The sequence below is a fragment of the Streptomyces sp. NBC_00820 genome (assembly GCF_036347055.1).
GTDB lineage: Bacteria > Actinomycetota > Actinomycetes > Streptomycetales > Streptomycetaceae > Streptomyces.
In genome coordinates, this window is sequence record NZ_CP108882.1 from 694,444 (window position 1) to 719,818 (window position 25,375).

The 25,375-nt window shown below is 71.4% G+C and carries 19 protein-coding genes and 2 pseudogenes; 11 read left to right on the forward strand and 10 right to left on the reverse strand.

Features of this window, described 5'->3' with window-relative positions; genetic code table 11:
* The first annotated feature begins 19 nt into the window (after positions 1–19).
* Positions 20–1,315, forward strand: a complete 1,296-nt coding sequence (paaK, locus tag OIB37_RS03235) for a phenylacetate--CoA ligase PaaK (protein ID WP_330455964.1) — start codon at positions 20–22, stop codon at positions 1,313–1,315.
* A gap of 91 nt (positions 1,316–1,406) precedes the next feature.
* Here paaK and OIB37_RS03240 read toward each other — a convergent pair whose 3' ends face one another.
* Entirely contained in the window at positions 1,407–2,087 is a 681-nt protein-coding gene (locus OIB37_RS03240; RefSeq protein WP_330455965.1) for a hypothetical protein, read from the reverse strand.
* An 80-nt stretch (positions 2,088–2,167) separates the two neighbouring features.
* On the opposite strand from OIB37_RS03240, the pseudogene OIB37_RS36245 reads away from it, so the two are divergent.
* Both OIB37_RS36245 and OIB37_RS03255 read left to right on the forward strand, forming a co-directional pair.
* A pseudogene (locus tag OIB37_RS36245) lies at positions 2,168–3,077 on the forward strand (SMI1/KNR4 family protein).
* A 73-nt stretch (positions 3,078–3,150) separates the two neighbouring features.
* Entirely contained in the window at positions 3,151–3,966 is an 816-nt protein-coding gene (locus OIB37_RS03255; RefSeq protein ID WP_330462094.1) for a hypothetical protein, read from the forward strand.
* A gap of 41 nt (positions 3,967–4,007) precedes the next feature.
* Here the strand turns inward: OIB37_RS03255 and OIB37_RS03260 are convergent.
* Positions 4,008–4,192: pseudogene (locus tag OIB37_RS03260) on the reverse strand (IS5/IS1182 family transposase); the annotation flags it as partial.
* Between the two features lie 345 nt (positions 4,193–4,537).
* Between OIB37_RS03260 and OIB37_RS03265 the strand changes: the two are divergent.
* Together OIB37_RS03265 and OIB37_RS03270 are read left to right on the forward strand one after the other, a co-directional pair.
* Entirely contained in the window at positions 4,538–4,930 is a 393-nt protein-coding gene (locus OIB37_RS03265; protein ID WP_330455967.1) for an Imm32 family immunity protein, read from the forward strand.
* A 477-nt stretch (positions 4,931–5,407) separates the two neighbouring features.
* Entirely contained in the window at positions 5,408–6,865 is a 1,458-nt protein-coding gene (locus tag OIB37_RS03270) for an NF041680 family putative transposase (protein WP_330455968.1), read from the forward strand.
* 173 nt (positions 6,866–7,038) lie between these two features.
* Here the strand turns inward: OIB37_RS03270 and sigJ are convergent, their stop codons facing one another.
* Positions 7,039–7,965: an RNA polymerase sigma factor SigJ gene (gene sigJ, locus OIB37_RS03275; protein ID WP_330455969.1), complete on the reverse strand. Its 927-nt coding sequence runs from the start codon at positions 7,963–7,965 to the stop codon at positions 7,039–7,041.
* Between the two features lie 101 nt (positions 7,966–8,066).
* Between sigJ and OIB37_RS03280 the strand changes: the two genes are divergently transcribed.
* Entirely contained in the window at positions 8,067–8,450 is a 384-nt protein-coding gene (locus OIB37_RS03280; RefSeq protein WP_330455970.1) for a hypothetical protein, read from the forward strand.
* Positions 8,451–8,656: 206 nt separating this feature from the next.
* On the opposite strand, the gene OIB37_RS03285 is transcribed toward OIB37_RS03280, so the two are convergent.
* Both OIB37_RS03285 and OIB37_RS03290 read right to left on the reverse strand, forming a co-directional pair.
* Positions 8,657–9,178 (reverse strand): hypothetical protein, encoded by a 522-nt coding sequence (locus OIB37_RS03285; protein WP_330455971.1) that lies wholly within the window; start codon positions 9,176–9,178, stop codon positions 8,657–8,659.
* Between the two features lie 217 nt (positions 9,179–9,395).
* A complete protein-coding gene (locus OIB37_RS03290) occupies positions 9,396–10,892 on the reverse strand; it encodes an acyl-CoA synthetase (protein ID WP_330455972.1) in 1,497 nt (498 codons plus the stop codon).
* A gap of 201 nt (positions 10,893–11,093) precedes the next feature.
* Between OIB37_RS03290 and OIB37_RS03295 the strand changes: the two genes are divergently transcribed.
* The gene (locus OIB37_RS03295; protein ID WP_330455973.1) at positions 11,094–12,977 is read left to right on the forward strand and encodes a serine hydrolase; all 1,884 of its coding nucleotides are present in this window, start codon (positions 11,094–11,096) and stop codon (positions 12,975–12,977) included.
* Positions 12,978–13,202: 225 nt separating this feature from the next.
* Here the strand turns inward: OIB37_RS03295 and OIB37_RS03300 are convergent, their stop codons facing one another.
* Positions 13,203–14,762: a phytoene desaturase family protein gene (locus tag OIB37_RS03300; RefSeq protein WP_330455974.1), complete on the reverse strand. Its 1,560-nt coding sequence runs from the start codon at positions 14,760–14,762 to the stop codon at positions 13,203–13,205.
* A gap of 160 nt (positions 14,763–14,922) precedes the next feature.
* On the opposite strand from OIB37_RS03300, the gene OIB37_RS03305 reads away from it, so the two are divergent.
* The 3 genes from OIB37_RS03305 to OIB37_RS03315 are packed head-to-tail and all read left to right on the forward strand — an operon-like array spanning position 14,923 to position 19,954.
* Positions 14,923–16,032, forward strand: a complete 1,110-nt coding sequence (locus OIB37_RS03305; RefSeq protein WP_330455975.1) for a hypothetical protein — start codon at positions 14,923–14,925, stop codon at positions 16,030–16,032.
* Positions 16,029–19,358: a CHAT domain-containing protein gene (locus tag OIB37_RS03310; protein WP_330455976.1), complete on the forward strand. Its 3,330-nt coding sequence runs from the start codon at positions 16,029–16,031 to the stop codon at positions 19,356–19,358. Before OIB37_RS03305 ends, OIB37_RS03310 begins: the two co-directional genes overlap by 4 nt.
* A 38-nt stretch (positions 19,359–19,396) precedes the next feature.
* On the forward strand, positions 19,397–19,954 hold the full coding sequence (locus OIB37_RS03315) for a hypothetical protein (protein ID WP_330455977.1): 558 nt from the start codon (positions 19,397–19,399) through the stop codon (positions 19,952–19,954).
* 205 nt (positions 19,955–20,159) lie between these two features.
* Here OIB37_RS03315 and OIB37_RS03320 read toward each other — a convergent pair whose 3' ends face one another.
* The 3 genes from OIB37_RS03320 to OIB37_RS03330 all read right to left on the reverse strand — a co-directional run bounded on the left by OIB37_RS03320 (position 20,160) and on the right by OIB37_RS03330 (position 24,134).
* Entirely contained in the window at positions 20,160–22,520 is a 2,361-nt protein-coding gene (locus OIB37_RS03320; protein ID WP_330461765.1) for a serine/threonine-protein kinase, read from the reverse strand.
* Between the two features lie 143 nt (positions 22,521–22,663).
* Positions 22,664–23,506: an oxygenase MpaB family protein gene (locus OIB37_RS03325; protein ID WP_330455978.1), complete on the reverse strand. Its 843-nt coding sequence runs from the start codon at positions 23,504–23,506 to the stop codon at positions 22,664–22,666.
* 253 nt (positions 23,507–23,759) lie between these two features.
* Positions 23,760–24,134, reverse strand: coding sequence for a ferredoxin (locus OIB37_RS03330; RefSeq protein ID WP_330455979.1), 375 nt, complete (start codon positions 24,132–24,134; stop codon positions 23,760–23,762).
* A 141-nt stretch (positions 24,135–24,275) separates the two neighbouring features.
* Between OIB37_RS03330 and OIB37_RS03335 the strand changes: the two genes are divergently transcribed.
* Entirely contained in the window at positions 24,276–24,641 is a 366-nt protein-coding gene (locus OIB37_RS03335) for a DUF6479 family protein (RefSeq protein ID WP_330455980.1), read from the forward strand.
* Positions 24,642–24,755: 114 nt separating this feature from the next.
* On the opposite strand, the gene OIB37_RS03340 is transcribed toward OIB37_RS03335, so the two are convergent.
* Positions 24,756–25,211 carry an RpiB/LacA/LacB family sugar-phosphate isomerase gene (locus OIB37_RS03340; protein ID WP_330455981.1) on the reverse strand — a complete coding sequence of 152 codons (456 nt, stop codon included), beginning with the start codon at positions 25,209–25,211 and terminating at the stop codon, positions 24,756–24,758.
* Between the last annotated feature and the right edge of the window lie 164 nt (positions 25,212–25,375).

A 25,375-nucleotide genomic window follows, 5' to 3' on the forward strand; every position in this document is an offset into this window, starting at 1 on the left:
TGACGAGGGAGAAGTCCCGATGGCGGACGAGAGGGACCTGCTGGACGCGGGTGAGCGACTCGGACCGGAGGAGCTGCGGGAGCTCCAGCTGGAACGGCTGCGCACCTCGCTGCGGCACGCGTACGACCATGTGCCCTTCTACCGGGAGTCGTTCGACAAGGCCGGCGTGCGTCCGGAGGACTGCCGTTCGCTCGCCGACCTCGCGCACTTCCCCTTCACCACCAAGGCCGACCTCCGGCAGAACTACCCGTACGGCATGTTCGCCGTCCCCCGGGAACGCATTCGCCGCCTCCACGCGTCGAGCGGGACCACGGGACTGCCCACGGTGGTCGGCTACACGGAGAACGACCTTTCCATGTGGGCCGACATGGTGGCGCGCTCCCTCCGCGCGGCGGGCGGACGCCCTGGCGACATCGTGCATGTGGCCTACGGCTATGGCCTGTTCACGGGCGGCCTGGGCGCCCACTACGGCGCCGAGCGCCTTGGCTGTACGGTCGTCCCCGCGTCCGGTGGCATGACGGCCCGGCAGGTCCGGCTGATCCAGGATCTCGAACCCGGCGTCATCATGGTCACGCCGTCCTACATGCTCACGCTGCTGGACGAGTTCGAACGCCAGGGGGTGGACCCGCGCAGCACCTCGCTGCGGGTGGGCGTGTTCGGCGCCGAGCCCTGGACCGAGCAGATGCGGCGCGAGATCGAGGAACGGTTCGCGATCGACGCCGTGGACATCTACGGGCTGTCCGAGGTGATCGGTCCGGGTGTCGCCCAGGAGTGCGTCGAGACCAAGGACGGTCTCCACGTGTGGGAGGACCACTTCTACCCGGAGATCGTCGATCCGGTCACCGGTGAGGTACTGGCCGAAGGCGAGCAGGGGGAACTCGTGTTCACCTCGCTCACCAAGGAGGCCATGCCGATCATCCGTTACCGCACCCGTGACCTGACCCGGCTGCTGCCCGGCACGGCCCGCGCGTTCCGGCGCATGGAGAAGATCACCGGGCGCAGTGACGACATGGTGATCCTGCGCGGGGTCAATCTTTTCCCGACCCAGATCGAGGAGATCGTGCTGCGCACCCCCGGCGTGGCGCCGCACTTCCAGTTGCGTCTGACCCGCGAGGGCCGTCTCGACGCGCTCACCGTCCGGGCCGAGGCCCGCCCGGGAGCCACCCCCGAGGCGCGGGACGCGGCGGCCCGGTCCATCACCGCGGCCGTGAAGGACGGCGTCGGCGTGTCGGTGGCCGTGGAGATCGTGGAGCCGGAGTCACTGGAACGGTCGGTGGGCAAGATCCGCCGCATCGTCGACCTGCGTCCCCGTTAAGTGCTGTCACGTAATCGATCTACGAAACGTGCGCTGACGTGTTCGTCGTGAGGGCGCGGACGGGATTGTGCGGACCGGTGATGCCGAGGACTCAGTTCTGGTTCACTGGCCAGACCGCCGCCGGATCACAGTGGGCCGGACACGCCAGCAGGTAGACCTCGTTGCCGAGAAACAGCCCGTAGGTGTCGGCCCCGACGCTGTAGGGCTGCTCCGGTAGGCCAGGATGGACCGCAAATTCCATGCCTTCCGGAACCTGGCAGAGGTACTCCAGATCGGCGCCGCACGCGCACTTGTAGTACTCGGGATCCTGCGCCCAGGAGGGTGTGCCGCCCACCTTGAACGTCTGGGTTCCGAGCCCACGCGGGTTGGGGGTGTCCACGAAGGGCTGAAGCGTCAGCGGCAGTGCGCAAACCGACGGTTCGGGCTCCGCAGTTGGAAGCACCGCGTGTTGCTGGAGCAGGACACGCCAGAACGGACGCGGGTAAGGCCGCTGTGGAGCGTCCCAGTACTCGGGCACGAGCCGGTCATCAGCGAACTCGGGTTCGGACGCGTCGTTGTGCGCGCGGCAGTGGAAGACCAGTAGATGGTCTCCACCAAAAGGCCCCAGGTCCAGAGGCACGTCGAGCTGGAAGAACAGGGCCATCTGCTCCCCGCAGAAACACGAGGGCCATTCCTGTGCGTTGTCGAGGAAGGGCCAGCCGCCAACGGAGTTCCGCGTCGGTCGATCCAGCGATTCGGACCCGACCTCAATCGCGTGAGCAGGCAGCGCCACCCGACTCTCCCCTACATCTCGTCCGATCATCCGCTCACCCTAAGGGCTGCCCTGTGACCGCTGATCGCGGGTGAGAAGGTCTGGCTACGGCTGGTGTGATCACAGCCTCCGAACCGTCCTGGATATACCCATTCACCGAGTTGAGCCGGCGCCAGTCCGGGAGGCTGCTGACCGTGCTCCGACGTCAGGACGCTGCGGTGGTGCGACGGGGCCGGCCGTGGGGACTCTCCTTGGAGGGCCGCTCCCTGCCCGTTCCGGCCTACTGGCGCACGAACTTGACGCTGGGCCAACCCGCCCCGCTGTTCGGTATCTCGAAGGCGGCAGCCGACCGCATCATCGGTCAGATCGGTCCGCTCTCGCGCTGAAGCCCAGGCGAGGCGATGCTTCGCGAAAGACACCGTGCTCATCGTGGACGGCACCCTTGCCCCGACCCGAGAGGGACCAGCTCCTACGATGAAGCTCATGACGAACGTTGGGGATCTTCAGCACTCGTTCTGGGACATCGAGAGCGACCGCGGAGTGCAGCCGTCCCTGACCGACGAGGCGGTCCTGGAGGCCGAGCGGCTGTTGAACGTCGCACTCCCCGGCTCCCTGCTCGACCTCCTCCGCGAACAGAACGGTGGTCTGGTCGCATCCAGTCGGGACGCCTTCCCCACAAGTCGGCCGACCTCATGGGCTCCTGACCATGTCCCCTTCGACTTCGTGATGGGCATCGGCCACCGCGAGCAGGCACTGTCCATGCTCGACAGCCCGTACCTGGTCGAAGAATGGGGCCTGCCCACGGACGTCGTACTGATCTCAGGTGGTGGCCATTACTGGATCGGGCTGGATTACCGGACCTGCGGCCGGCACGGAGAGCCATCCGTTGCCTGGTTCGACGCGGACGACAACTCGGAACTGGCCCTCGCCCCGGACTTCCGCTCCTTCGCCGAAGGCCTCACCTCCGCTGTCGAGTTCGACAGCGAGCGGAGCGAAGGCTCACCGGCCTGAGCTCGCCTACGAAGCGATGCCGTGGGGGGCGGACTCTCTGCCGTGCGCCCCATCGCCGGGCGAACGTTGCGTGATGCGGCACAAGGTCCTGTCCGATGAGTCGTGTGGCGGCGTCCACGGATGCGCAGGTTCGTTCCCGGCGTCCTCAGGGCGGTTGAATGCGCAGGTGGTGAACTGGGCACAGATGTACGACTGCCATGGCGACGTCGATCGCGTCCCCGAGCTCCTGGAGCGGGTCGAGCGCGAGGACGACGCGCGGGCCTGGGACGAGCTGGGTTACCGGCTGATCCTCGAGCATGACTTGGTGTTCTCCGCCAGTTTCGCCGCACTGCCGCGTCTGGTGCGTCTCGCGTACCGGAGCGAGCGGGCGCGTGGACTGGCCGGGGCGATCTTGCGGTGCGCGGCAGGGAACCACAGCTGTGACGATCTACTGGCCGATTGTGCCGAAGCGATCGGGGAGTTCCGTGAGTTGCTGATTCGGCATCTGCGGTCGCGGCCGGCCGACTACCTAGCGGCCTTCATCGTCTTGCTCGCGGTCGAGGAGCAGTACCACTGGAGTGCGGTCATGGGGGACTTCTCGGACGACTTCTACCAGGTCACCTGGCCTCATTGCACTGTGGAGGTGACGATCGCCATTGGCGGCTACGGACGCTATTCAGCGATCCGGGACTGGAACCTGGGCGACGTGGACCGACGCGACCTGAGGCCGGCGTCCCCCGGTGGCCTCTCCGGCATCGGTCGATGGATGCACGAGACCGCCGTCCGTGACGGGGAAGTCGTGCTTGCCGACGGGATCGCCCACCTCTTCGGCAGGGCCGAGTGCCCACGCTGTGCCAGCGTCTTCAATATCGCGGACGAGTACACGTCTTCCAACCGCCCCGTCATGTGAGCGACGGTGCATCGGACGCGACCGGCCCCACCTCGGGAACAGAGCCACAGCCGGATCGAGTCGGCAGCGCCCGTACCGTGGAAGACATGGGCCCGTTTGCCGTAACGGGTCCCGACCTCACGGCAGTTCTTGAGCCGGTTGATCGTGCGTTCTGCTTCGTCACGACGCCCGTAGACGTCCCTGCTGAAGCGGTCGGACGGCCACCCTTACTGCCGCGGCGCCGGCGATAGGGGCCTGCCGCGTCTGCCAGGAACTCTCGGCGGGTCCGAACGAGCTCCGGCCGAGTGCTGAATAGCCCGACAGAAGGTGGAGTCCAAGCCGACCGAAACAATCCATCACAACGCAAGTCACGCGACTCATCGGACAGGACCCTAGCGCCTGTTGTGAACGTGCAGGTCACAGCCACTCGTTGAGAAACGACTGCAAGGGCCACTCCATCCGCCGCCTGTACCGCGAGAGGGCGTGCCGATGGGCAGCCGAGCACTCTGGACGACTTACCCCGATGTACGTGGGTGGGTGATGGGCGATCTGCGCAGGCATCATGAAGCGCAGCCTTGAAGGAGCGATGCCCGTGAGACTTGTGTCCGACCCCGTTTACGGCGAAGTGGATCTCACCGCGACGGCGGCAGAACTGATCTACTTGGCAAGCGCGGTAGCCGAGGGTGATGGATTCATCGAATCCGCGTCCGCGTCTGCGCTTGACGGCAACACCCTGGCGGGAATCGAAGTCAGGAAGGCACCCGGCTCCGGTGTCCGCATCGGCCTCGACGCCCAGCGGCAGACCCTTGTGATCAGCGGCGATCCAGTCGCCAGGGCTGTCCTGGCCGAGAATCTGCATGCCATGGCCACCGCCGAGGATGGCGGCCACCTCCACATCGACTACTTCCCCGAGCACCCCTACCTGGTGGAAGGATCGCTGCCCTTGGTGATCAACAGCCCGCACGGAGGCATGCCGATTCGGTGAACCAGACCCGCAGTCGGTGTGATCATGGTCGTAGGCGATCAGCGAGCGGGTGATGGGTACGCCGGGTCACAGCCACTCATTGCGACATTCACGTCTCGGGTGATCAGACCCTTCGCGTCCGCCGTCATCACTCGGCACATCACGCCAAGGAGCACCGCTTCGCGTCCGCCACCGTATGCCGTCCATCAGCAGCCGTCGCGTTCACACCGGCGGACGGCCCGGCGTGGTGCCCTGAGGCAACAACGTCTCCAGCCGGACCCACTGCTCGTCCGTCAGATCACCACGCCCCACGGACGTGATCACCTACGATCAAGATCTGCTTTCGCGGCAGACCCTAGCTTGATCTTTAACGTGCCGCGTCGAATGGCGCGTCGAACTTGATCACTCGGTCCGGTAATCGCCGTACGTCAAAGCGGCCTTCGTCTGAACATGTGCTCCGACCAAGGAACACACACGTCCAGCACGAAGGCCGTGAAGATGAGTCTGCTGCATCGTGGTGCCCGACAAGAACCGCTGACGCAACTGTCATGCTTCCGGGGCGAGTTCTACTCCTGCCTGACCGCTCGTTCGGATGCGCTGTTCGAGCTGGCCGACGCTGTTCTGTGCGGTGACGGACCGGTGAGGTCGCTGGCCGAGCTGTCACTGGTGGGCGAACACCGCCGCGGACACGGAGGGCTCTATGCAGCAGTTTCCCGGGGAGGCATCGATGCCGACCGGCTGCGGCAGGCGCTGGCCGCGGTGCCGCTGCCGCGTGCTGCCGACGGCCGGCTCGTCCTGGCTGTCGATGTCACCTGCTGGCTGCGGCCCGATGCCCACACCTCACCGCAGCGGATCCTGTGTCACACCTATGGCCGGGGCAAGGACCAGCACATCCCGATCCCCGGCTGGCCGTACTCGATCATCTGCGCGCTCGAGCCCGGCCGCAGCTCATGGACTGCACCCCTGGACGCGTTGCGACTGGCACCCGGCGACGACACCGCCACCGTCACCGCCCGACAACTGCGTGACCTGGTCCAGCGACTGATCACAGCCGGGCAGTGGCACGCGGGCTCGCCGGACATCCTCATCGTCGCGGACGCCGGATACGACGCGCCCCGCCTGGCCTTCCTGCTGAGAGACCTGCCGGTCCAGGTGCTGGCCCGGATGCGCTCGGACCGGGTTCTGCGCCGGGCCGTCCCGCAGCGCCAGCCTCACATCCTGGGCCGCCCGCCCCGACACGGCAGCGAGTTCGTCTTCGGCCAGCCCGACACCTGGGGCACCCCGGACACCAAAACCGTCACCGACACACGCCTCTACGGCCAGGCCACCGCCCGCTCCTGGGACCGACTGCACCCCAAGCTGACTCACCGTTCCTCCTGGGCCGCAGCCGACGGCACGCTCCCCATCGTCGAGGGCAGCGTGATCCGCCTGGACATCGACCAACTGCCCAGCGGCGCAACTCCCAAGCCGGTCTGGCTCTGGTGGTCAGGCACCGACGCCACCCCGGCGGACACCGACCGTCTCTGGCAGACCTACCTGCGGCGATTCGATATCGAGCACACGTTCCGCCTGTTCAAGCAGACTCTCGGCTGGACCTGTCCGAAGATCCGCACCCCCGAGGCGGCGGACCGATGGACCTGGTTGATCCTCGCCGCCTACGCGCAACTCCGTCTCGCTCGCCCGCTCGCAGCCGACCTGCGTCGTCCCTGGGAGAAACCCAGTTCTCCAGACCGACTCACACCCGCCCGCGTCCGCCGCGACTTCCGGCACATCCGCCCACAAGCCGCCTGCCCAGCCCAAGCACCGAAATCCTCCCGACCCGGTCCCGGACGACCACCGGGCCGAAAGAACACCCGGCCCACACCCCGCCACGACGTGCACACACCCCGCAAAACACAGCCAGCGAAACGGCAAACGAAGAAGTTAACCACCCCACGACCACGCCGCACAGGTTAAAGATCAAGCTAGGGGGTGTCGTTTGGATCAGGTGGGGATCAGGCCGCGGCGTCCGGTGCGGTGCCTCGCAAGGCGGAGGATCCGCCGCGTACTGGACGTACTCGGCTGATCCGACAACGCGGCGAGGTGCCGTGCCGGGCGTCGCGGACCCGAGCTGACCCAAACGACACCCCCTAACCCTCCCGCGCCCACGGGCGCAGCTTCTCCGGGTTGCGGATCGCCCAGATCCGGGCGACCTGCCCGTCGGAGACGTCGAACGCGGCCACGGTCATGACGACGTCGGCTCGCTGGGCCACCAGGCCCGGCGCGCCGTTGACCGACCGTTCCAGGAGTTCGAGTCCCGGAGCCTTGTCGGCGATGGCGACCATGTACTGGGCGATGCGCGCGCCGCCCTCGACCGGGCGCAGGACGGCGCCGACCAGGCCGCCGCCGTCGGCGGTCATCACCGCGGCCGGGTCCAGGAGGCCGACGAGGGTGGCGATGTCCTTGGTCTCCCATGCCTCTTTGACGTGCCGCACCACGTCGGCCCGGCCGGCCGCCGTCACCGGAGCGCGCGCGGCGCTCACCCGCCGCCGGGCGGAGGACGCCAACTGCTTGCAGGCCGCAGGGGTCCGGCCCAGGACGTCGGCGATCTCGGCGAACGGGTACCGGAAGACGTCGTGCAGGACGAACGCCACCCGCTCGGCGGGCGTCATCGACTCCAGGACGACGAGGAAGGCCATGGTCACCGACTCGTCCAGGACGATCTGGTCGGCGGGGTCCGCGGGGCCGGTGGGGCCGGTGCGTTCGGCGCCGCCCGCGTGGGGCCACTCGGTGCGGTCGGGCACCGGCTCGGGAAGCCAGGCGCCGACATAGCGTTCACGGCGGGCGCGCGCCGAGCCGAGCACGTCCAGGCAGATGCGGCTGGTCACCGTCGTCAACCAGGCGCCGGGGGAAAGGATCTCGTCCCGCCGGCTCCGTGGCAGCGCGTACCAGCGTGCGTAGGCGTCCTGTACGGCGTCCTCGGCCTCGGTCACCGAACCGAGCAACCGGTAGGCGACATTGATCAGTTGACCCTGCTCGCCGGCTATCTCGTCCGTGCCGGCCCCGACAGTCCCCATACTTCCGGCCGCCCCCTCGCCTTACCTTTCACGGGCCCGCGTCGTCGGGCTGGTGAGACCTTATCGATCTACTGCCCGACGGCAGCTAGGGGGACTGTGACATGGCCACTCAGGTGACGGCGACGACAGCGAAGGCGAACGCACAACGCGGCTCCTCGTTCCTGCGGATCGCGATCGCTCTGCAGACCCTGACCATCTTCCTTCAGGCGATCTCCGCCGGACTGCTGCTCACCGCGCACTACGGAGAGACGCTGCACAGTGTGGGAGCGCGGGTGATGTACGGGGCGTCGATGCTGTACGTGCTCGCGGCGGTGCTGGCGTGGAAGCCGGGCGGCGGCTCGCTCCGGCCCGTCTGGCAGGCGTCGGGTTTCCTCGTACTCGCCTCGATCCAGGTCGTGCTCGGTATCGCGCACGTCCCGTCCGTCCATCTCCCCCTGGGTGTGCTGATGTTCGGCCTGAGCTTGCTGGCGCTGGCCCGGCGCTGAAGGCCGCTACAGGGGCGCCGGAGGCAACCGGGATGCCTCAAAAGCGACTTCGCCCGTCGGCTTGCCGACTTCCGCTCGTCGGCATGACGAGTTCCGGAGAGCCGCGACCAGAGTTGACCGTCGTCTCCACGCGACGCACCCCGGACTCCACGAGGGTCCGGGGTGTGCGGCGGGCCGGGGCTTCGGGGGCTGCGGACCTCGCAGCGTCAGGCGGCCAGGGCGGCCGCGGTCAGGGCGAGGCCGGCGGTGCCGAAGACGATGACGTGGCGGGCGTTCTGCAGGACCCAGACCCAGCGGGGGAAGCCGGACTCGGCGGCCTTGAGGAGCGCCGCGACGTCGACGCGGGCCAGCTCGGCGTCTCCCTTGCGGGCGAAGGCGGCCTGGACGGACGTCGTGGCCGTCAGGTTGCTCCACAGGATCACGCAGTTGATGGCCAGGACCACGCCGAGGACGATCCAGTTGAGCACGCCGGCCCAGGAGATGCCCGCGAGGTTGAGCGCGGCGGTGCCGGCCAGAACCGCGGCGATGGAGACCGGTGCCCAGGTCTCGTGCCCGCCGGCGTCGAACCGCATCCCGTTCTCCTCCAGCACGGTGGTCCGCACGCCCTGGCGGCGCAGCTCGGCGTGCGCGGCGGCCGTGGCGGTGGCGCCGAACCGGGACCGGACCACCGGGATGCTGACGAAGGCGCCGGCGACGGACAGCTGCATGGCGGCGATGAACGCGTTCATGGTCATTCCCCTTCACGGTGTTGCGCCCGGCCGACGCCCGGAGTGCTTGAACTAAGTGCAAGAACAGGTTAGGCAGAGCCTTGCACTTAGTGCAAGACAATTCCTGAACTAAGTGCAAGTGGAGAAGGCGGCAGCATCGGAGGACGCCTGACGGAACAGCAGCCGGCTTTCCCTCGCCGCGCCAGCGCCCTGCCCGTACCCGGTCCGCGAACCGGCCTCAGCCGCCGAACCGCTCCCGCAGTTCCCGCTTGAGGATCTTCCCGCTGGCGTTGCGCGGCAGCTCGGTGACGAACAGGACCCGCTTGGGCGCCTTGAACGAGGTGAGCTTCTCCCTTACGTGGAGGATGAGCTGGTCCTCCGTCACCTCGCCTCGCGGCACGACGACGGCCGTGACGGCCTCGATCCAGCGCTCGTCGGGGAGGCCGATCACGGCGGCCTCGACGACGGAGTCGTGGCTGTACAGGGCGTCCTCGACCTGGCGCGAAGCGACCAGCACGCCACCGGAGTTGATGACGTCCTTCACGCGGTCGACGATCGTGAGGTAGCCGTCGGCGTCACGCACCGCGAGGTCGCCGGAGTGGAACCAGCCGTCGCGGAAGGCCTCGGCGGACTCCTCGGGCTTGTCCCAGTAGCCCTCGCACAGTTGGGGCGAGCGGTAGACGATCTCGCCGGGTGTGCCGGGCGGCACGTCCTCCCCCTTGTCGTCCACCACGCGGGCGTCCACGAACAGCACGGTGCGACCGCAGGATTCCAGCCGTCCCTTGTGCTCGTCGGGGGCCAGCACGGTGGCGAGGGGCCCGATCTCGCTCTGCCCGAAGCAGTTGTAGAAGGCGAGCCGGGGCAGCCGTTCACGCAGCCGCTCCAGCACGGGCACCGGCATGATCGAGGCGCCGTAGTAGGCCTTGCGCAGGCCGCTCAGGTCGCGGTCGGCGAAGTCGGGCCGGCCTGCCAGACCGATCCAGACGGTGGGCGGTGCGAACAGGCTGTCCACGCGCCCCGCCTCGATCAGGTCGAAGAGGCGGTCCCCGTCGGGCGCGTCGAGAATGACGTTGGTCGCGCCGACGGCGAGGTACGGCAGCAGGAACACGTGCATCTGCGCCGAGTGGTACAGCGGCAGCGCGTGCACCGGCCGGTCGCCGGCGCTCAGGTCGAGGGCGGTGATGGCGCTCAAGTACTCGTGCACCAGCGCCCGGTGGGTCATCATCGCGCCCTTGGGCAGCGCGGTGGTCCCGGAGGTGTACAGCAGCTGCACCAGGTCCTCGGTGCGCGGTTCGGGCCCGTCGTACGGCGGTGTGTCCGGCAGGCGGCCGAGAAGAGAGTCCCCGGCGTCCCGCAGGGGCAGCGTCCGTACGCCGTCCGGCAGCCGGTCGGCGAGGCCGGGGTCGGCGAGCACCAGCGCGCTTCCGGACTGGCCGACGATGTACGCCAGGTCCTCGCCGGTCAGGTTCTGGTTGACCGGCACATGGACCAGGCCCGCGCGAGCGCAGGCGAGGAAGGCGATCAAGTAGGCGTCGGAGTTGTGGCCGTAGGCGCCGACGCGGTCGCCCGGTGCGAGCCCTTCCGCGAGCAGCAGGGCCGCCGCGCGGGAGACGGCGTCGTCCAGTTCCTCGTAGGTCCAGGTGCGTTCGCCGTAGTGCAGCGCGATGCGCGCCGGAGTGCGTCGGGCACTGCGCCGCAGCACCCCGTCTACCGTGCTGCCATGTCCCTGCGTCATGACAGCCGATCCTCGGGGTGACGGAGCCGCAGGTCAAGAACCCGGCGGCCGGAACGGATGCCGGCATCCGGGGACGTGCGGTGCGCCGAACGGCGGAAGTCCCGCACCGACGCTCCGTCAGATTTATTGGCCGGGTAGCACTGTTGACAGGATTCACAGCCGAAACGATGGTTTCACAGGCGCCACGACAGGAGGTTCCTGATGGGTGAACACGCAGTGGACGACGAGACCGGACCGGGCCGCCAGGGCCCCACCCGCCGTCAATGGGGGCGCGGCACCATGGCCTTGGCCGGAGCCCTTGTCCTGGCGCCGCTGCCCGCCGGCCCGGCCGAAGCCGCCGGTCAGGCGTCCCCGGCTCCCGGACCGGCGTCCGGGCCGGCTTCCGGATCGGCTTCGGGACCCGCCTCCGGATCGGGTTCCGGATCGGCCGGGGCCGGTCACCCCACGCTGCGTCACGGCACCCCCGAGCAGGCCGGGCTGCTCGCTCCGCACCTGCGCCAACTCGTGGCCGACGCCGAGACCTTCCTCGGCCCCTCCCCCCGGCATCCCTGGTACGCGGGCGCCGTACTGCTCGCCGGGCGCGGCGGGACGGTGGCCCTGCACCGGCCGATCGGCATGGCGGTGCGCTACGCGGCGTACGACGAGAAGACCGACACCGGCGTGGAGTTCCCGCCGGAGCAGCAGATCCCGATGGCCGAGGACACGGTCTTCGACCTGGCCTCGGTCTCCAAGCTGTTCACCTCGCTGCTCGCGGTGCAGCAGATGGAGCGGGGCGCCCTGGAGCTGGAGGCGACGGTCGCCTCGTACCTGCCCGACTTCGGCCGGGCGGGCAAGCAGGGGATCACGATCCGCCAACTCCTCACCCACACCTCGGGGTTCCGTGCCTGGATCCCGCTGTACGGCGCGCCGACGCGCGAGGGCAAGCTCGACCTCATCTGGAACGAGGCGCCGCTCAACCCGCCCGGAACGGTCTACCTCTACTCGGATCTCAACCTCATCTCCCTGCAGCTCGTCCTGGAGAAGATCACCGGCCGTTCCCTCGACACGCTGCTGCGGGAGGAGGTCACCGGTCCGCTCGGCCTCCACCGCACCCGCTACAACCCGCCCGCGTCCTGGAAGCCGAAGATCGCCGCCACCGAGGACGCCCGCAAGCCCTGGTCCGGCCTCGACCGGGGTCTGGTCTGGGGCGACGTGCACGACGAGAACGCCTACAGTCTGGGCGGAGTCGCGGGCCACGCGGGGGTGTTCTCCTGCGCCTGGGACCTCGCGGTGCTCGGCCGCACGCTGCTCAACCGCGGCGCCTACGGCCGTGCGCGCATCCTGAAGCCGGAGTCGGTGGACCTGATGTTCACCAACTTCAACACCGCCTTCCCCGGCCACGACCACGGTCTCGGCTTCGAGCTCTACCAGCACTGGTACATGGGTGCGATGGCCACTCCGCACACCGCGGGCCACACCGGTTTCACAGGCACCTGTCTGGTGCTCGATCCGACGACCGACTCCTTCCTGGTCGTGCTCGGCAACTCGGTTCACCCGGTGCGCAATTGGCGGTCCGGGTCGGCGCCCCGGGTGGCCGCGGGCACGAACCTGGCCCGTGCGGTCGCGGTCCGCCCGGCGCGGGGCCGTACCGCCTGGTTCTCCGGCACGGCCGGCGCCACGACGGCGACCCTCACGCTGCCCGCCGTGGACACCTCGGCCGGTGACGCGCGGCTGTCGTGCGCCCTGTGGTGGGACACCGAACCCGCCGCCGACGTCCTTGCCCTGGAGGCCAGCACGGACGGTGGCGCGGGCTGGCAGCCGCTGCCGTTCACCACCACCCGGCACGGCACCGAGCCGCAGGAGCACCCGGCGGGCACGGTGAGCGGCTGGTCCGGCCGCGTCTGGCACCGGCTGTCCGCCGGGCTGCCGGCCACCCGGCAGCTCATCGTGCGCTGGCGCTGCACGACCGACCAGTTGTACGTCGGCCGCGGGACGTACGTCGACACCCAGCGGATCGAGGCGGGTGGCCGGGTCGTCTTCGACGAGGTACGGCCGGCGGACGGGGCGCGGATCCAGCCCGTGGGGTGGACGGCTTCCGCCGACTGACGCCCACCGGCGGACCGGCCGGCGGGGCGCCCTCGCCCACCAGTCGGCGGGGCGCTGCCGTCCGGCGTCCGTCGCCGGGTGGGGGGCAACGCCGTCCGGTGTCCGTCGCGGGGGCGCCGCCGCCGTTCTCCAGAGCCGCGGCGCCGGTGCGCGCACCACCGCGCACCACCCTGCGCCCCCGCGCACCACCGGGATCGCGGGGGCGGCGATGCGCGCGGCCGCGCGCTACCGCTCCAGCACCGCCATCGCCGCGTTGTGCCCCGGCACCCCGCTCACGCCGCCGCCGCGCACCGCGCCCGCGCCGCACAGGAGCACGTTGGCGTGCCGGGTCTCCACGCCCCAACGGCCGGTGTCCTCCTGTGTGTAGGGCCAGGACAGGCCGCGGTGGAAGATGTTGCCGCCGGGCAGGCCCAGGTCGCGTTCGAGGTCCAGCGGGGTCTTGGCCTCGATGCAGGGGCGGCCGTCGGCGTCGGTGGCCAGGCAGTCGGCGAGGGGTTCGGCGAGGTGGGCGTCGAGCTGCGCGAGGGTGGCCTTCAGCAGTTCCTCGCGGACCGCGTCGTTGTCCTGGGCGAAGAGGCGGGCGGGGGTGTGCAGGCCGAAGAGGGTGAGGGTCTGGTAGCCGCTCCCGGCCAGTTCGGGGCCGAGGATGGTGGGGTCCGTCAGCGAGTGGCAGTAGATCTCCGAGGGCGGCGCGGCGGGGAGTTCACCGGCAGCGGCCTGGGCGTGGGCGGCGGCCAGCTGCCCGTATCCCTCGGCGATGTGGAAGGTGCCGGCGAAGGCCTCGCGGGGGTCGACCGAGCTGTCGCGGAGCCTGGGCAGGCGTGTGAGCAGCATGTTGACCTTGAGCTGGGCGCCCTCGGCGGGCTCGGGTGCCGGGTCCCCGGTCAGGGCGGCCAGTTCGCGTGGCGAGGCGTTCACCAGGACGTGCCGGGCGGCGGCGACGCCCTCGCCGTCGGCCGTACGGTAGGTGACCTCGGCGGTGTGTCCGTCGGTGTCGATGCGGACCGCCTCGCGCCCGGTCTCGATCACCGCTCCGGCCTCGCGCGCGGCCGCGGCCAGGGCGTCGGTGAGCGCGCCCATGCCGCCCACGGGAACGTCCCAGGCGCCGGTGCCGCCGCCGATGACGTGGTAGAGGAAGCAGCGGTTCTGGGCGAGGGAGGCGTCGTGGGCGTCCGCGAAAGTACCGATCAGCGCGTCGGTGAGAACCACGCCCCGGACCAGGTCGTCGCTGAAGTTCTCCTCGATGGTGACGCCGATAGGCTCCTCGAACAGCGCCCGCCAGGCGGTCTCGTCGCCGACGCGGCGGCGCAGTTCCTCGCGGGTGGGCAGCGGCTCGGTGAGGGTCGGGAAGACGCGCTGGGCGACCTGCCCGGTCATGCCGTAGAAGCGCTCCCAGGACGCGTACTCGCGCTCGCCGCCGGTCAGCCGGGCGAAGGCCTCCCGGGTGCGTGCCTCCCCGCCGCCGACGAGCAGTCCCGTGGCCTGTCCGGCGCGCTCCACCGGGGTGTACGACGAGATGGTGCGCCCGCGGACCTGGAAGTCCAGCCCGAGGTCGCGCACGATCTTCTGGGGCAGCAGGCTGACCAGGTAGGAGTAGCGCGACAGCCGGGCGTCGACGCCGGCGAACGGGCGGGTGGAGACGGCGGCGCCGCCGGTGTGGTCCAGGCGTTCCAGCAGCAGTGCGGAGCGGCCGGCGCGGGCCAGATAGGCGGCGGCGACGAGGCCGTTGTGGCCGCCGCCGACGATGACGGCGTCGTACGTCCGGGTTCCCTCATGTGCAGGCATGGCTCTTCGTAACACGTGATGATCTTCAACCGCCAGAGGTGGTCACGGTCCAACACGAAACGGTCGATCCCAGACTGATCCGATCACGTGGAACCAGCGGTACCCGCAAGACCGTTGTACTCATGGAAGCCCTTCACCGGTCATGCGTCAGGAGGTACGCATGCAGGATCCGTCGGCGGCTTGGCGTGTCCCGTTCTCACCGCGACTGTTCCCCGACAGCACCGCCGTCGCGCGGTGGCTGGCGGAAAGCCCCCAGGACGCGGGGCGCGCGATAGCGGCGACGCAGCAGCAGTCCGGACCCGGCGTCGAACAGCGCCACGCCTGCGGGGTGGCCCTGCTGTGCGCGGACTTGCCCTTCGCCGCCTGGACCCTGCTGGCCCAGCTGGTGGACGAGGCGCGGCCGCGAGGCGGCGGGCCGCTGGACGAGCACCTCCGTTTCGACGACGACCCCGTGCTGCGCGCCCTGCACGTCGATCTGGCCACCGCCGCGGTGCGCTGCGGGTTCTGGGACCACGCGCTGCGGACGCTGGTGGAGGTCACCTCGGGCATCACCGAGGCCGAGGAGCTGGCCGAGCTGGTCCACCGCGGTGAGGGACTGACCGAGGCGGTGAACAGCCAACGCCGCAACCACTCGTTCCACCGTCGGCGAGTCGCCTGGTTCGAGGAGCTGGCCGACCACGGCGAGGCGACCTCCACGCACCGGCTGCAGCAGGCCAAGTCCCTGCTGGCGCTCGGAGAGATCGACCATTCCCTGTCCCGTTTCGACGCCGCCGCCGAACTCCTGATCGCACTGGACGAGGACGAGGAAATCCGGGACGTCGCCGTGGAGATGCTCGTGAATCTCCATCTGCGGGTGGGCGCCCGGACCCCGGAGGAGCGGGAACGGGCACGGCGCAGGCTGCACCGCCTGCGCCCCAACTCGGCGGTGCTGCGGGTGGGCGCGTCCTACGACGAGGTCGACCGGATGATGCGCGGCATGGAGGCGCAGCAGGCCTCGCGTGTGCTGTTCGCCCTGTCGGAGAAGCACGGCGACGCCGAGGGGGGCGCAGAGGTCCGCGAGCGCATGCTGCTGGTGGCGCGCGCTCACGGGGACCAGCCGCGCTGCGCGGTGACGGCGGCGCTGGCCTTCCTCGCAAGGGGACAGCGGACTCGCGCCGAGGCGGCGCTGCGCCTCACCCGCGCTCCCCTGTCCGACGACGACCTGACCGAACTGGCCGCCCACGGGCTGACCGTGGTCCCCGCCGCTCGGTCCCGGAAGGCGGCAGGATGAACACGCCGGAGAACCTGAAGTCCTGGGTCGACTTCCTGCTGACGGGGCCGCCCGACTTCGAGACACTCCAGATCCACCTGAAGTCGGTTCGCGAGGACGACCGGGCCGCCGCCCTGGCGCTGCTGGAGCGGCGGACCGCGGCGGCGGCCGAGGCGGGTCGTCCCGCCGAGGCGGAATGGCTGGCCTTCCTGGCCGACTGCGCCCGGCGCGTCTGGCGGACGGCCCCGCACGACCAGGGCCTGCCCGGCTTCGCCGCCGTGCTGGACCGGGCCGTCAAACTGGGCGGCCTGCTGGACGCGTTCCTCCTCTTCCGCCGCGAGCGGGCCGTCCTGCCCGAAGACCCGGTGCCCGCGGCCCAGAAACTGCTGGGCGCCTACGAGGGCGTCGGGACCGACCAGCGGGCGGCCGTGCTCGCCGCCCTGGCCATGGCGACCCCGGACGCGCCGATGGCAGCCGTCCAGGCGCGGACGTGGTGGGCGTTCGGACTGATGGCGCGGGCGTCCTGGCACGAGACCCGCGGGCAGGCCGGGACGCGCACGACACTCGACCGACGGCACGCCCTGTTCCACGCCACCCGTGCCGTCGAGGCACTCCGCCTCCCCGGCGGGCCCACGCCGGTTCCCCTGACCGCCCAGCAGGCGGAGGTCGCCTACTGGGCGTACGGAATGCTGGCCCAGGCCCACCGCAGTCTGGGGGACCTCCGCTCGGGGATCGACGTGCTGCTGGAGTGCGAACGGCGGCTGCGCCACCTGGACGACGACCCGCAACGGTGGATCGAGCTCGACCGGGTCCTGGCCAACGAGCTGCAGGCACTGGGCCATCACCGGGCCGCGCGGCCGCGCTTCGACCGGGTCCTGGAATCCGCTGACCAGGTCACGGGCGGCAGGGCGAACGGGTTCCGGGTCAACGTGCTGATCGCGCGCGGCAAGAACCACCTGTTCGGCGGGGCACTGACGGCCGCCTCGGCGGACTTCCGGCAGGCCGCTGACGACGCCGAGGCGCTGGGGCTGGTTCCGGAAGCCGTGCAGGCCCGCTCTCTGCTGGCCAATTCACTGCAGGTGCGGGGACGGAGCCGGGAGGCGCTGCGGGTCTTCGAGGAGAACCTCGCGGCGACGCTGCGCGACCGGCTGCTCAGGCCGCACGCGCTCCGCTGCGCCCTCGCGCAGCAGCTGCGCCAGATGGGGTATCTGAAGGAGGCGGAGGAGCAGTACCGACTGGCCCTGGCCGAGATGCACGAGGGCACGGCCACACGGAGCGCGAACGAGGTCGGGTGCCTGTCGGGGCTGGGGGACGTCGCCGAGGCGCGCGGCGACCGCCACGAGGCCATGGCCTTCTACGAGCGCAGCTATCGCACGGCGTCCGCCTTCCACCGCGAGAGCCAGGGCATCGCGACCCTCGCGATGGCCCTCAAGCGCCAGGCCGAGGAGGACGGAACACCCGGCATGGCAGAGGAGGCCCTGCGCCGCCTCACCCGGCTCCGGCAGGACGCCGAGGCGCTCGGGAACTCCGACTCCGACGACGCGACGGGCTTGGCGGTCATCTCGTGTCTCACCCGCCTCGACCGCTGGGCCGAGGCGGCGGCCCTCGGCCGGGAGCTGATCGCGCGGGCCGACGAGCGCGGCGGCCACGACGACGGCACGGACCGGCTCGGCATCGCCGACGGCGAAGCCCGGCGGATGAACTTCGTGGACACGTTCCGCGGCCGGCCCGAACTGCGCGCCGAATGCCTGGCGTACGCGCTCTCGTGCCGGGACGAGAGCCGGCGCCAGGTCGCCGGCACACCGTGGCCCGCCCAGCGGGCCGAGGTCTGCGGCCGCGCCCTGCCCACGTACGAAGCTCTGATGGGTCTGCTCGCCGACCACGGCGACGAACTGTCCCTGCCCGACGCCCGCTCCGTCCCCGAGTGGTGCTTCGACCTGCACGAGGAGGTGAAGGCGCGGGATCTGCTGACCGATCTGTCCCATGCCGCCTCGGCGGTACCCCCACCGCCCCGGTCGGCGCCCGGAAGCCTGCTCGCCGAGGAGGACCGGCTGCTCAGGACACTGCGGCACGACGCCACGAGGTCGGCTCTGGGTGAACTGGGCCTCACGGCCGACGCGTCCGCGGACCGGATCACCACTCGGCTGGCGGCCGTCCACTCGGCGCTGGAGAGCCACGCTCCGGAGTACGTACGTCTGCGGCGGGGTGCGCCCATGCGGCTGGCCGAGGCCCGCGAGCTGATCCGACGGCACGCGCCGGCCGAAGGCATGGTCCTGGTCTCGTACTTCTGCGGCAAGGACGACACGTACTGCTTCGTCCTGACGTCCGACGACGCGTCGCCCAGGATGCACCGGATCCCGCTGGGCCGGTCCCGGATCGAGGCCTTGTCCCGGCGGCTGCGCATCGTCTTCAACGGTGGCCCGGACGCCTCGGGTGTGCTGCTGCGCCCGCTGCCCGCGCGCCGTCCCGGCAAGCGCGACACGTCCTTCCTCGCCGAACTGACGCCGCTGCTGGAGCCCTTCGCCGATCTCGTCGGCGACCGGCGGCTGGTGGCCGTCGCGGCACACGGACCGCTCTCCGGCGTCCCGTTCGCCGCGCTGCCGCTGCCGTCGGGCGGACGGCTCGGGGAGTCGAACGCGGTGGTGAACGTGCCGGGCGTGAGCAGTCTGCGCCACCTTCTCGCGCACCCGGCCGCCGCGGCCCGCCGCGCGGTCTCGGTGGGCTGTGCCGGACGTGAGGACGACACCGCGCTGTTCGAACACGACGGCGTTCTGCTGGCCGAGGGACCGTGGCAGTCGGTGCCACCGCTGGCCGGGCTCGCCGCCACCCCGGACGCCGTGCGTGACGCGCTCGCCCGCGCCGATCTCGCCCATGTCACGGCACACGGATTCGCCGACACGGACGATCCGCTGGACGCGGCCCTGCTGTTCTCCGACGGCGCGACCCGCCCCAGCAAGAGCTGGGAACCCCACAACCTGCCCGCCCGCGCCCGTCATCTGCTGCGCGTCCGGGACGTCGCGTCCGCGGACGCTGCGCCGCACCGCCTCGTGCTGCGCGCCTGCTCGGCGGGCTGGGGCGAGGCGGACCACCCCGGCGCCGATCTCGCGGGTCTGACCTGGGCGTTCCTGCGGTCGGGGAGCCGCTGTGTCATCGCGCCCCGCTGGGACGTGCATCAGGAGAGCTCGCGCGAGCTGCTCGCCGCGTTCTACCGGCGTCTGGGCAGGGGGGAAGCCACGTGGCGGGCTCTGTGGGGAGCCCAGCGGGACATGGCGGAGGACACCGCGCGGCCCTGGCTCGGCCACATCTTCCACTGGAGCGCCTTCACCGTGACCGGGGACTGGCGCTGACCGGATCAACACCGCCCGCACACCGTCGAAGGAGTCCTGTGACCACACCGGCATCCCTGACCGAGCGCTCCGTCGTCCTGGCGCTTCAGGAGATCACCGAGGACCTGTCCCTGCCCCACGGGCTGGTGTCGGAGAACGACGAGGAGGCGCTGGAGATCGTACGGATGCTGCTCGCGCACGGCGGCGTTCCCGCGCAGCCCGCGCGGCTGCTGGACGACGACGACCTCGCGCTCGGCGCGGGCCGGCGGCTGCTGGAGGTGCTGGCCGAGGATCCGGGGACGCGTCCCGTGACGGAGCCCCTGCTCGCCGACCCGCCCGTCGACGAACAGCTGGCCGTCGTCGAGGTGTCCGCCGGTGTGGTGGTCCTGCTGGCGCTGGTGGCGTTCCTGCAGACGAAGGTGAGCCTGAAGGTCGAGCGGAAGTCGCGCCGCGGCAAGGTCGTCTTCGAGGTGACGAAGGAGGCCACGCAGCCGTCCGTTCTGCTTCATCTCGCCGGCCTGTTCCAGCGCGTCCTCGGCCCCGGCGTGGCTCCCCCGATCGACCCGGCGTCCGTCGACCCCGGCCAGGGGCCCGCTGATCCGCCGGGCGCGATGTAGCCGGGGTGCGGGTGCGGCGGGGGGGCAGGGGGCGGCGGGTGACGTGGCTGCCCTGGTTGTGAGGGTTGACGTGCCGGGCGTCGTGGTCGGTGTGCCGGGCGTCGTACGGTTCCGAACCGGGCGCCGTGGTAGACGTACGGGGCGCCCTGGTTCGCGTGCCGGGGGCCCTGGTTCGCGTACGGGGCGGCGGCCGGGCCGGTGCCGCTCAGCAGCCGCCGGAATCCGGACGCCGCCGCAGCACCGCGACCCTTCGGTACAGCTCGGCCGCCTCGGCGCCGTGGCCGAGCTGTTCCAGGCAGTGTGCCTCGTCGTGGCGGCTGGCGAGGGTGTCGGGGTGGCCGGGGCCGAGAATCCTCTCGCGGGCGGCGGCGACCCGTCGGTGCTCGGTGAGCGCATCGGCCCAGCGGCCGAGCCAGCTCAGGGCGACGGCGATCTCTCGGCGGCTGACCAGGGTGTCGGGGTGGCCGGTGCCGAGAGCGCGTTCGCGTAGCGCGCGGACATCGCGGGCCTCGGCCAGGGCCTCCTCCCACCGGCCGAGTCGGCCGAGGTTGACGCCCGTTCCGTGCCGGGCGCGCAGGGTCTCGGGGTGCTGCGGACCCTGTACACGGGTGCGGTCGACGACCAGGTCGCGGTAGACGCGCAGGGCGTCCTCGCCGCGGCCGAGGCGGCCCAGGCAGATGCCGGTCTCGTGGCGGGCGGCGAGGGTGTCGGGGTGGTCGGCGCCCAGGGTCCGGGCGCGTGCCTCGGCGACCTCGCGGTAGGTGTGCAGCGCCTCCTCCCAGCGGCCCGACTGGCCGAGTGCGTAGGCGACTTCGTAGCGGGTGACGAGGGTGTCGGCATGCTCCGGGCCGAGCACCCTGGCCCGGGCGGCTGCCACTTCGAGGGCGATGCGGCGGGATTCCCCGGGGCGGCCGAGCCTGCTGAGGCTGACGGCGAGGTTGTGGCGGCAGCGCAGGGTGTCGGGATGGTCGGGGCCCATGACGCGCAGCCGGGCGGCGAGCACCGAGGTGTACACCTGGTGGGCCTCGGCGTGCCGGCCCAGCCGGCCGAGGACGTAGGCCGTCTCCTGGCGGGCCGCGAGCGTGTCGGGATCGTCGGGTCCCAGGACGCGCGCCCCGGCCGCGGCGATCTCCGTGTAGGCGCGCAGCGCGTCCGCGGACCGGCCGGTACGACTGAGGCTGAGGGCGGCCTCCCGACGGCTGGCCAGGGTGTCGGGGTGATCGGGGCCGAGGAGTGCCGCCCGTGCGGCGGCGACGGCCTGGTGGACCTCGCCCGCCTCGGCCCAGCGGCCGTGCCGCGCCAGGGCCAGGCCCTCGCGGTGCCGTGCGGTGAGGACGGCGGCCTCCGCCGACGACGGCTGGGACCGCACCGCCACCGCCGCCAGCTCCGCCACCCCCGCCCCGGCGGCTCCGGCGGCTCCGGGCCGCGTGGGCGACGCGGGCGAAGCGGATGGCACGAGCGACGCGGATGGCACGGGCGAGCCGGGCGACGCGGGCGACACCGTTGGCGCGGTCCAGGAACCGGTCAGGGCGGCCCCGGCGTCGGGCGGCGTGGCGCACAGCCCGGTGCCCACCGCCTTGTGCCCGGTGGTCATGCTCCGGCTCCATGAGGGCAGTCGGGCCTCGCGCGTCCCCGGGGCGCCGACCGGGACCGGTGCCGTCACGACCGTCGGCACATACCCCGGCCCCGGCCCCGATCCATGCCCCGACTCCGACGCCGTACGGCCGCCGGCCAGGCGGCGCACCAACTCGTCCGCGTCGTGAGGTCGTTCCTCGGGTCGCTTCGCCAGCAGGTCGAGGATGATCCGTTCGATCCGGGCGGGCAGTCCGGGGCGCCGGTCGCGGGGCGGCCTGGGCGGGGTGTCGCGGTGGGCGAGGAGGACGGCCCAGGCGTCCTCCAGGTCGAACGGGGGTGCTCCGGTGGCGATTTCGTACAGCACGCAGCCCAGCGAGTACAGGTCGCTGCGCCGGTCGACCTCGGCAGCGCCGATCTGTTCCGGAGACATGTAGTGCGGGGTGCCCATGGCGATGCCGGTGCCGGTCAGCCGGGCGGTACGGCCGAGATCGTGGCCGAGGCGGGCGATGCCGAAGTCGCAGATCTTCACCGTGCCGTCCGTGAGCCGCACGATGTTCCCGGGCTTCAGGTCGCGGTGGATCACGCCCTGCCGGTGGGTGTAGGCGAGGGCGGCGGCGACCTGGGCGGCGATGTCGACCACGTCGTCCACGGGCAGGGGATGCCCGTTGTTGTCCTCCATGAGGCGGCTCAGGTCGCGCCCCTCCAGCAACTCCATCACGAGGTACGGCACTTCACCGGACTCGCCGAAGTCGTGGACGACGGTGACCCCGCGGTGGGTGAGCCCGGCCGCCACTCTGGCCTCGCGGCGGAACCGCTCCCGCAGGACACGGGTGCCGGACGGATCGTGTTGCGGGCCGGGCGGCTTGAGGCACTTCACCGCGACCTGCCGGGCCAGTGACTCGTCACGGGCCCGCCACACCTCGCCCATCCCGCCCCGCCCGATCAGATCGAGCAGCCGGTACCGGCCCTGGAGCAGCCTGTTCTCCCCCATCGCGCGCCGTCGCCCCCGTCGCATTCGGCTCCGCTCCCTGGGGGGCGCCGCCACGCCGTACCGGCCGTACGGAACCCGGCCCGGCGCGTCACACCGGCCCGGCCCCGCCCGAGCCCCACCCCCCGCCCGCTCAGTATGGCGGGCTATGGCCCCACTTTGTACGGTGCCGGTCGGGCTCCGGGGCCGAGCCTCGCCACGGCACGCAGGACGTGTTTGGGCGGCAACTGCCAGCGCAGACGTGCGGGAACGCGGCGCAGCAGGGTGCCGGTGGCCCGCAGCCGGCGGGTGACGACAGCGGGGGCGGGGGCCGGTCTGCCGTACAACTCGTGGGCGTACGGGGGCAGGGAGGCGTATGCCAGGTGCGCCACGCGCCGCCACAGCACCTCCCGCGCCGGGACGAGGAGCGGCTGCGTCGGCGGGCGGAGCAGGAAGTCGTCCACCTCGCGCGCCTCGGGTCCCGCGGCGAGTTCCGGCCGCACCTTCTCGAAGTACGCGGCCATGCCGGCCCGGTCCACCGGTACGGCGTCCGGGTCCAGCCCCACCAGGCGGGCGCTGACCCGGTGTTCGGCGAGGTACCGGTCGGCCTGGGCGCCGGTGAGGGGGAACCCGGAGCGGCGCAGCACCTCCAGATAGGAGTCGATCTCCGCGCAGTGCACCCAGAGCAGCAGCTCGGGCTCGTCGACGCCGTACCGCTCGCCGGTCTCCGGGTCCGTCGCGGTGAGCATGCGATGGATCTTCCGCACCCGGGCGCCCGCCCGCTCGGCCGCCTCCGTCGTGCCGTAGGTCGTCGTCCCGACGAAGTCGGCGGTGCGCATCAGCCGGCCCCAGGCGTCGCGGCGGAAGTCGGAGTTCTGCATGACGCCGCGGACCGCGCGCGGGTGGAGTGCCTGGAGGTAGAGCGCACGGATACCGGCGATCCACATCATGGGGTCGCCGTGCATCTGCCAGGTCACGGAGTGCGGGGTGAACAGCCCGGGATCGCCCATGCCGGCAGGCTAACGCCGGAGCCGGCCCGCCCGGGGGCACTGTGTCGCATTGCCGTGGGCGCTTCCGGGACTCCGCCAGCGGGGGCGACGGCCGGTCCGGTCCGCGAGTCGGTACCGGGTCTGGGTCCGGACCCGGACCCGGGCCCGGGCCACGATCGGCCGAGGGACCGTCGAGGGTCGCGGGTGCCGGCCGAAGCCCTGCCGCGGTCAGGCCGAAGCCCAGTCGAGGGCCCGGCCGAAGCCTCGTCGAGGGTCAGTCCAGGCTCGTCATGAAGTCCGCGCAGGCCACGGCGCAGGCCCGGCAGGCCGCCGCGGCGGGCTCGGCGCCGGGGGCTCCGTCGAAGGCGAGGGCGCAGTCGAGGCAGATCGAGCGGCACCACTCCAGCCGGACCTTGATCCCGTGCACGTTCTGGGGGCTCTGTTCGGACAGCATGCCGCAGGTGGCGTCGCACACCTCGGCGCAGATGACGCCCATCCGCCGTATGCGGTCCAGGCGCTCGGTGCCGTCGGGATCCAGAAGACTCACGCGCACCGCGCACGCCCGGGCGCACTCGGAGCAGGCCTGGGCGCAGGTGAAGCGGTCCTCGAGGAAGCGATAGAGCTGCTGCTCCGAAGTCGGCGGGGTCACACGGGGCGGGTAGCCGGGAAGCGGCGGCACAAACACGCCGACCGCCCGCGAGTGCCACAGACAGGCGATGTGACGCGGAGTGGACCCCTCTCCACACAAAGTGTCTGATTCATACACTTTTGTGCGGGGTATTTCACTCCTATGAGTACCGCAACGATGCAGCTGGCCGCGGCGAGCGGCCTCATGAGCCTCGCGCTCTTCCTGGTGGCCGTGGCCCTGCTGGCGCTGCTCGCCGGCGGCTTCTGGTTCAACTCGCGCATCAAGTACCTCGAGTCCACCCGGCCGCGTCCCGACGAACAGCCGCACCTGCCGCCGGAGGGCGCGGTGCACGAGATCCGGGAGAACAGGGAACCGGACGAGATTCCGCACATCCCCAAGGGCGAACGCCCACTGACCCCGTACGAGCTGACCAACAAGGGCACCAAGACGAGCACCGACACGGACCGCCCGCGCTGGAGCAAGGGCACGAGCGGCTCGTTCGGCGGCGGCGGACTCGGCGCCCACTGAACCCGCCCCGGGCAGCCCCGGCACCCCGTCGAACGGCGGACACCCCGACGACGTAAACCGTCACCGTCGGAGGCGTCCGCCGTCGGCCCGCGTCGGACCGTCTCGACGCCGCCCTCAGCAGACCTTCCTGGCGGCGTCCAGACGGCCGACACGGGCCACGTTCTGCCGGTCCTCCGCGTCCGGGCTCGCCTCGGCCGTGAACCAGGCGTCGAGGATCTCCTTCAGTACCGGCGCCGAGGTGAGCCGCAGGCCGAGCGCGAGGACGTTGGCGTCGTTCCAGCGGCGTGCGCCGTCCGCCGTGTACGCGTCCGTACAGAGGGCGGCGCGGACACCCGGCACCTTGTTCGCGGCGATGGAGGCACCCGTACCGGTCCAGCAGCACACGACCGCCTGATCGGCCGCACCGTCGGCCACGTCCCGGGCGGCCGCCTCCGAGCACACGGCCCACTGCGGGTCCGCGCCGTCCCGCAACGCGCCGTGCTCACGCACCTCGTGCCCGCGCCGGCGCAGCTCCTCCACGAGGAGGCGGGCCACGGGTTCGTCCATGTCGGAGGAGACGGAGATCTTCATACGGGGCACTGTCCTCTCCAGGCCGGCGAGCCCGGACGGCTCGATGCCATCAATTATCGACACCGGCCTCACCGACCCCCGGCAGCGGCCGCCCTTGCCCTGCCGGACGCGACGCCCCACGCCTGGACGTCTGGATCCGCCGACCGGGTGGACGGGGGCGCCCG

Bases quoted from the DNA above. Each gene is read 5' to 3' on its own strand.
- paaK (WP_330455964.1), top strand. From the start codon at position 20: ATGGCGGACGAGAGGGACCTGCTGGACGCGGGTGAGCGACTCGGACCG.
- OIB37_RS03255 (WP_330462094.1), top strand. From the start codon at position 3,151: ATGCGGCACAAGGTCCTGTCCGATGAGTCGTGTGGCGGCGTCCACGGA.
- OIB37_RS03270 (WP_330455968.1), top strand. From the start codon at position 5,408: ATGAGTCTGCTGCATCGTGGTGCCCGACAAGAACCGCTGACGCAACTG.
- sigJ (WP_330455969.1), bottom strand. From the start codon at position 7,965: ATGGGGACTGTCGGGGCCGGCACGGACGAGATAGCCGGCGAGCAGGGT.
- OIB37_RS03280 (WP_330455970.1), top strand. From the start codon at position 8,067: ATGGCCACTCAGGTGACGGCGACGACAGCGAAGGCGAACGCACAACGC.
- OIB37_RS03285 (WP_330455971.1), bottom strand. From the start codon at position 9,178: ATGAACGCGTTCATCGCCGCCATGCAGCTGTCCGTCGCCGGCGCCTTC.
- OIB37_RS03290 (WP_330455972.1), bottom strand. From the start codon at position 10,892: ATGACGCAGGGACATGGCAGCACGGTAGACGGGGTGCTGCGGCGCAGT.
- OIB37_RS03295 (WP_330455973.1), top strand. From the start codon at position 11,094: ATGGGTGAACACGCAGTGGACGACGAGACCGGACCGGGCCGCCAGGGC.
- OIB37_RS03300 (WP_330455974.1), bottom strand. From the start codon at position 14,762: ATGCCTGCACATGAGGGAACCCGGACGTACGACGCCGTCATCGTCGGC.
- OIB37_RS03305 (WP_330455975.1), top strand. From the start codon at position 14,923: ATGCAGGATCCGTCGGCGGCTTGGCGTGTCCCGTTCTCACCGCGACTG.
- OIB37_RS03310 (WP_330455976.1), top strand. From the start codon at position 16,029: ATGAACACGCCGGAGAACCTGAAGTCCTGGGTCGACTTCCTGCTGACG.
- OIB37_RS03320 (WP_330461765.1), bottom strand. From the start codon at position 22,520: ATGGGGGAGAACAGGCTGCTCCAGGGCCGGTACCGGCTGCTCGATCTG.
- OIB37_RS03325 (WP_330455978.1), bottom strand. From the start codon at position 23,506: ATGGGCGATCCCGGGCTGTTCACCCCGCACTCCGTGACCTGGCAGATG.
- OIB37_RS03335 (WP_330455980.1), top strand. From the start codon at position 24,276: ATGAGTACCGCAACGATGCAGCTGGCCGCGGCGAGCGGCCTCATGAGC.
- OIB37_RS03340 (WP_330455981.1), bottom strand. From the start codon at position 25,211: ATGAAGATCTCCGTCTCCTCCGACATGGACGAACCCGTGGCCCGCCTC.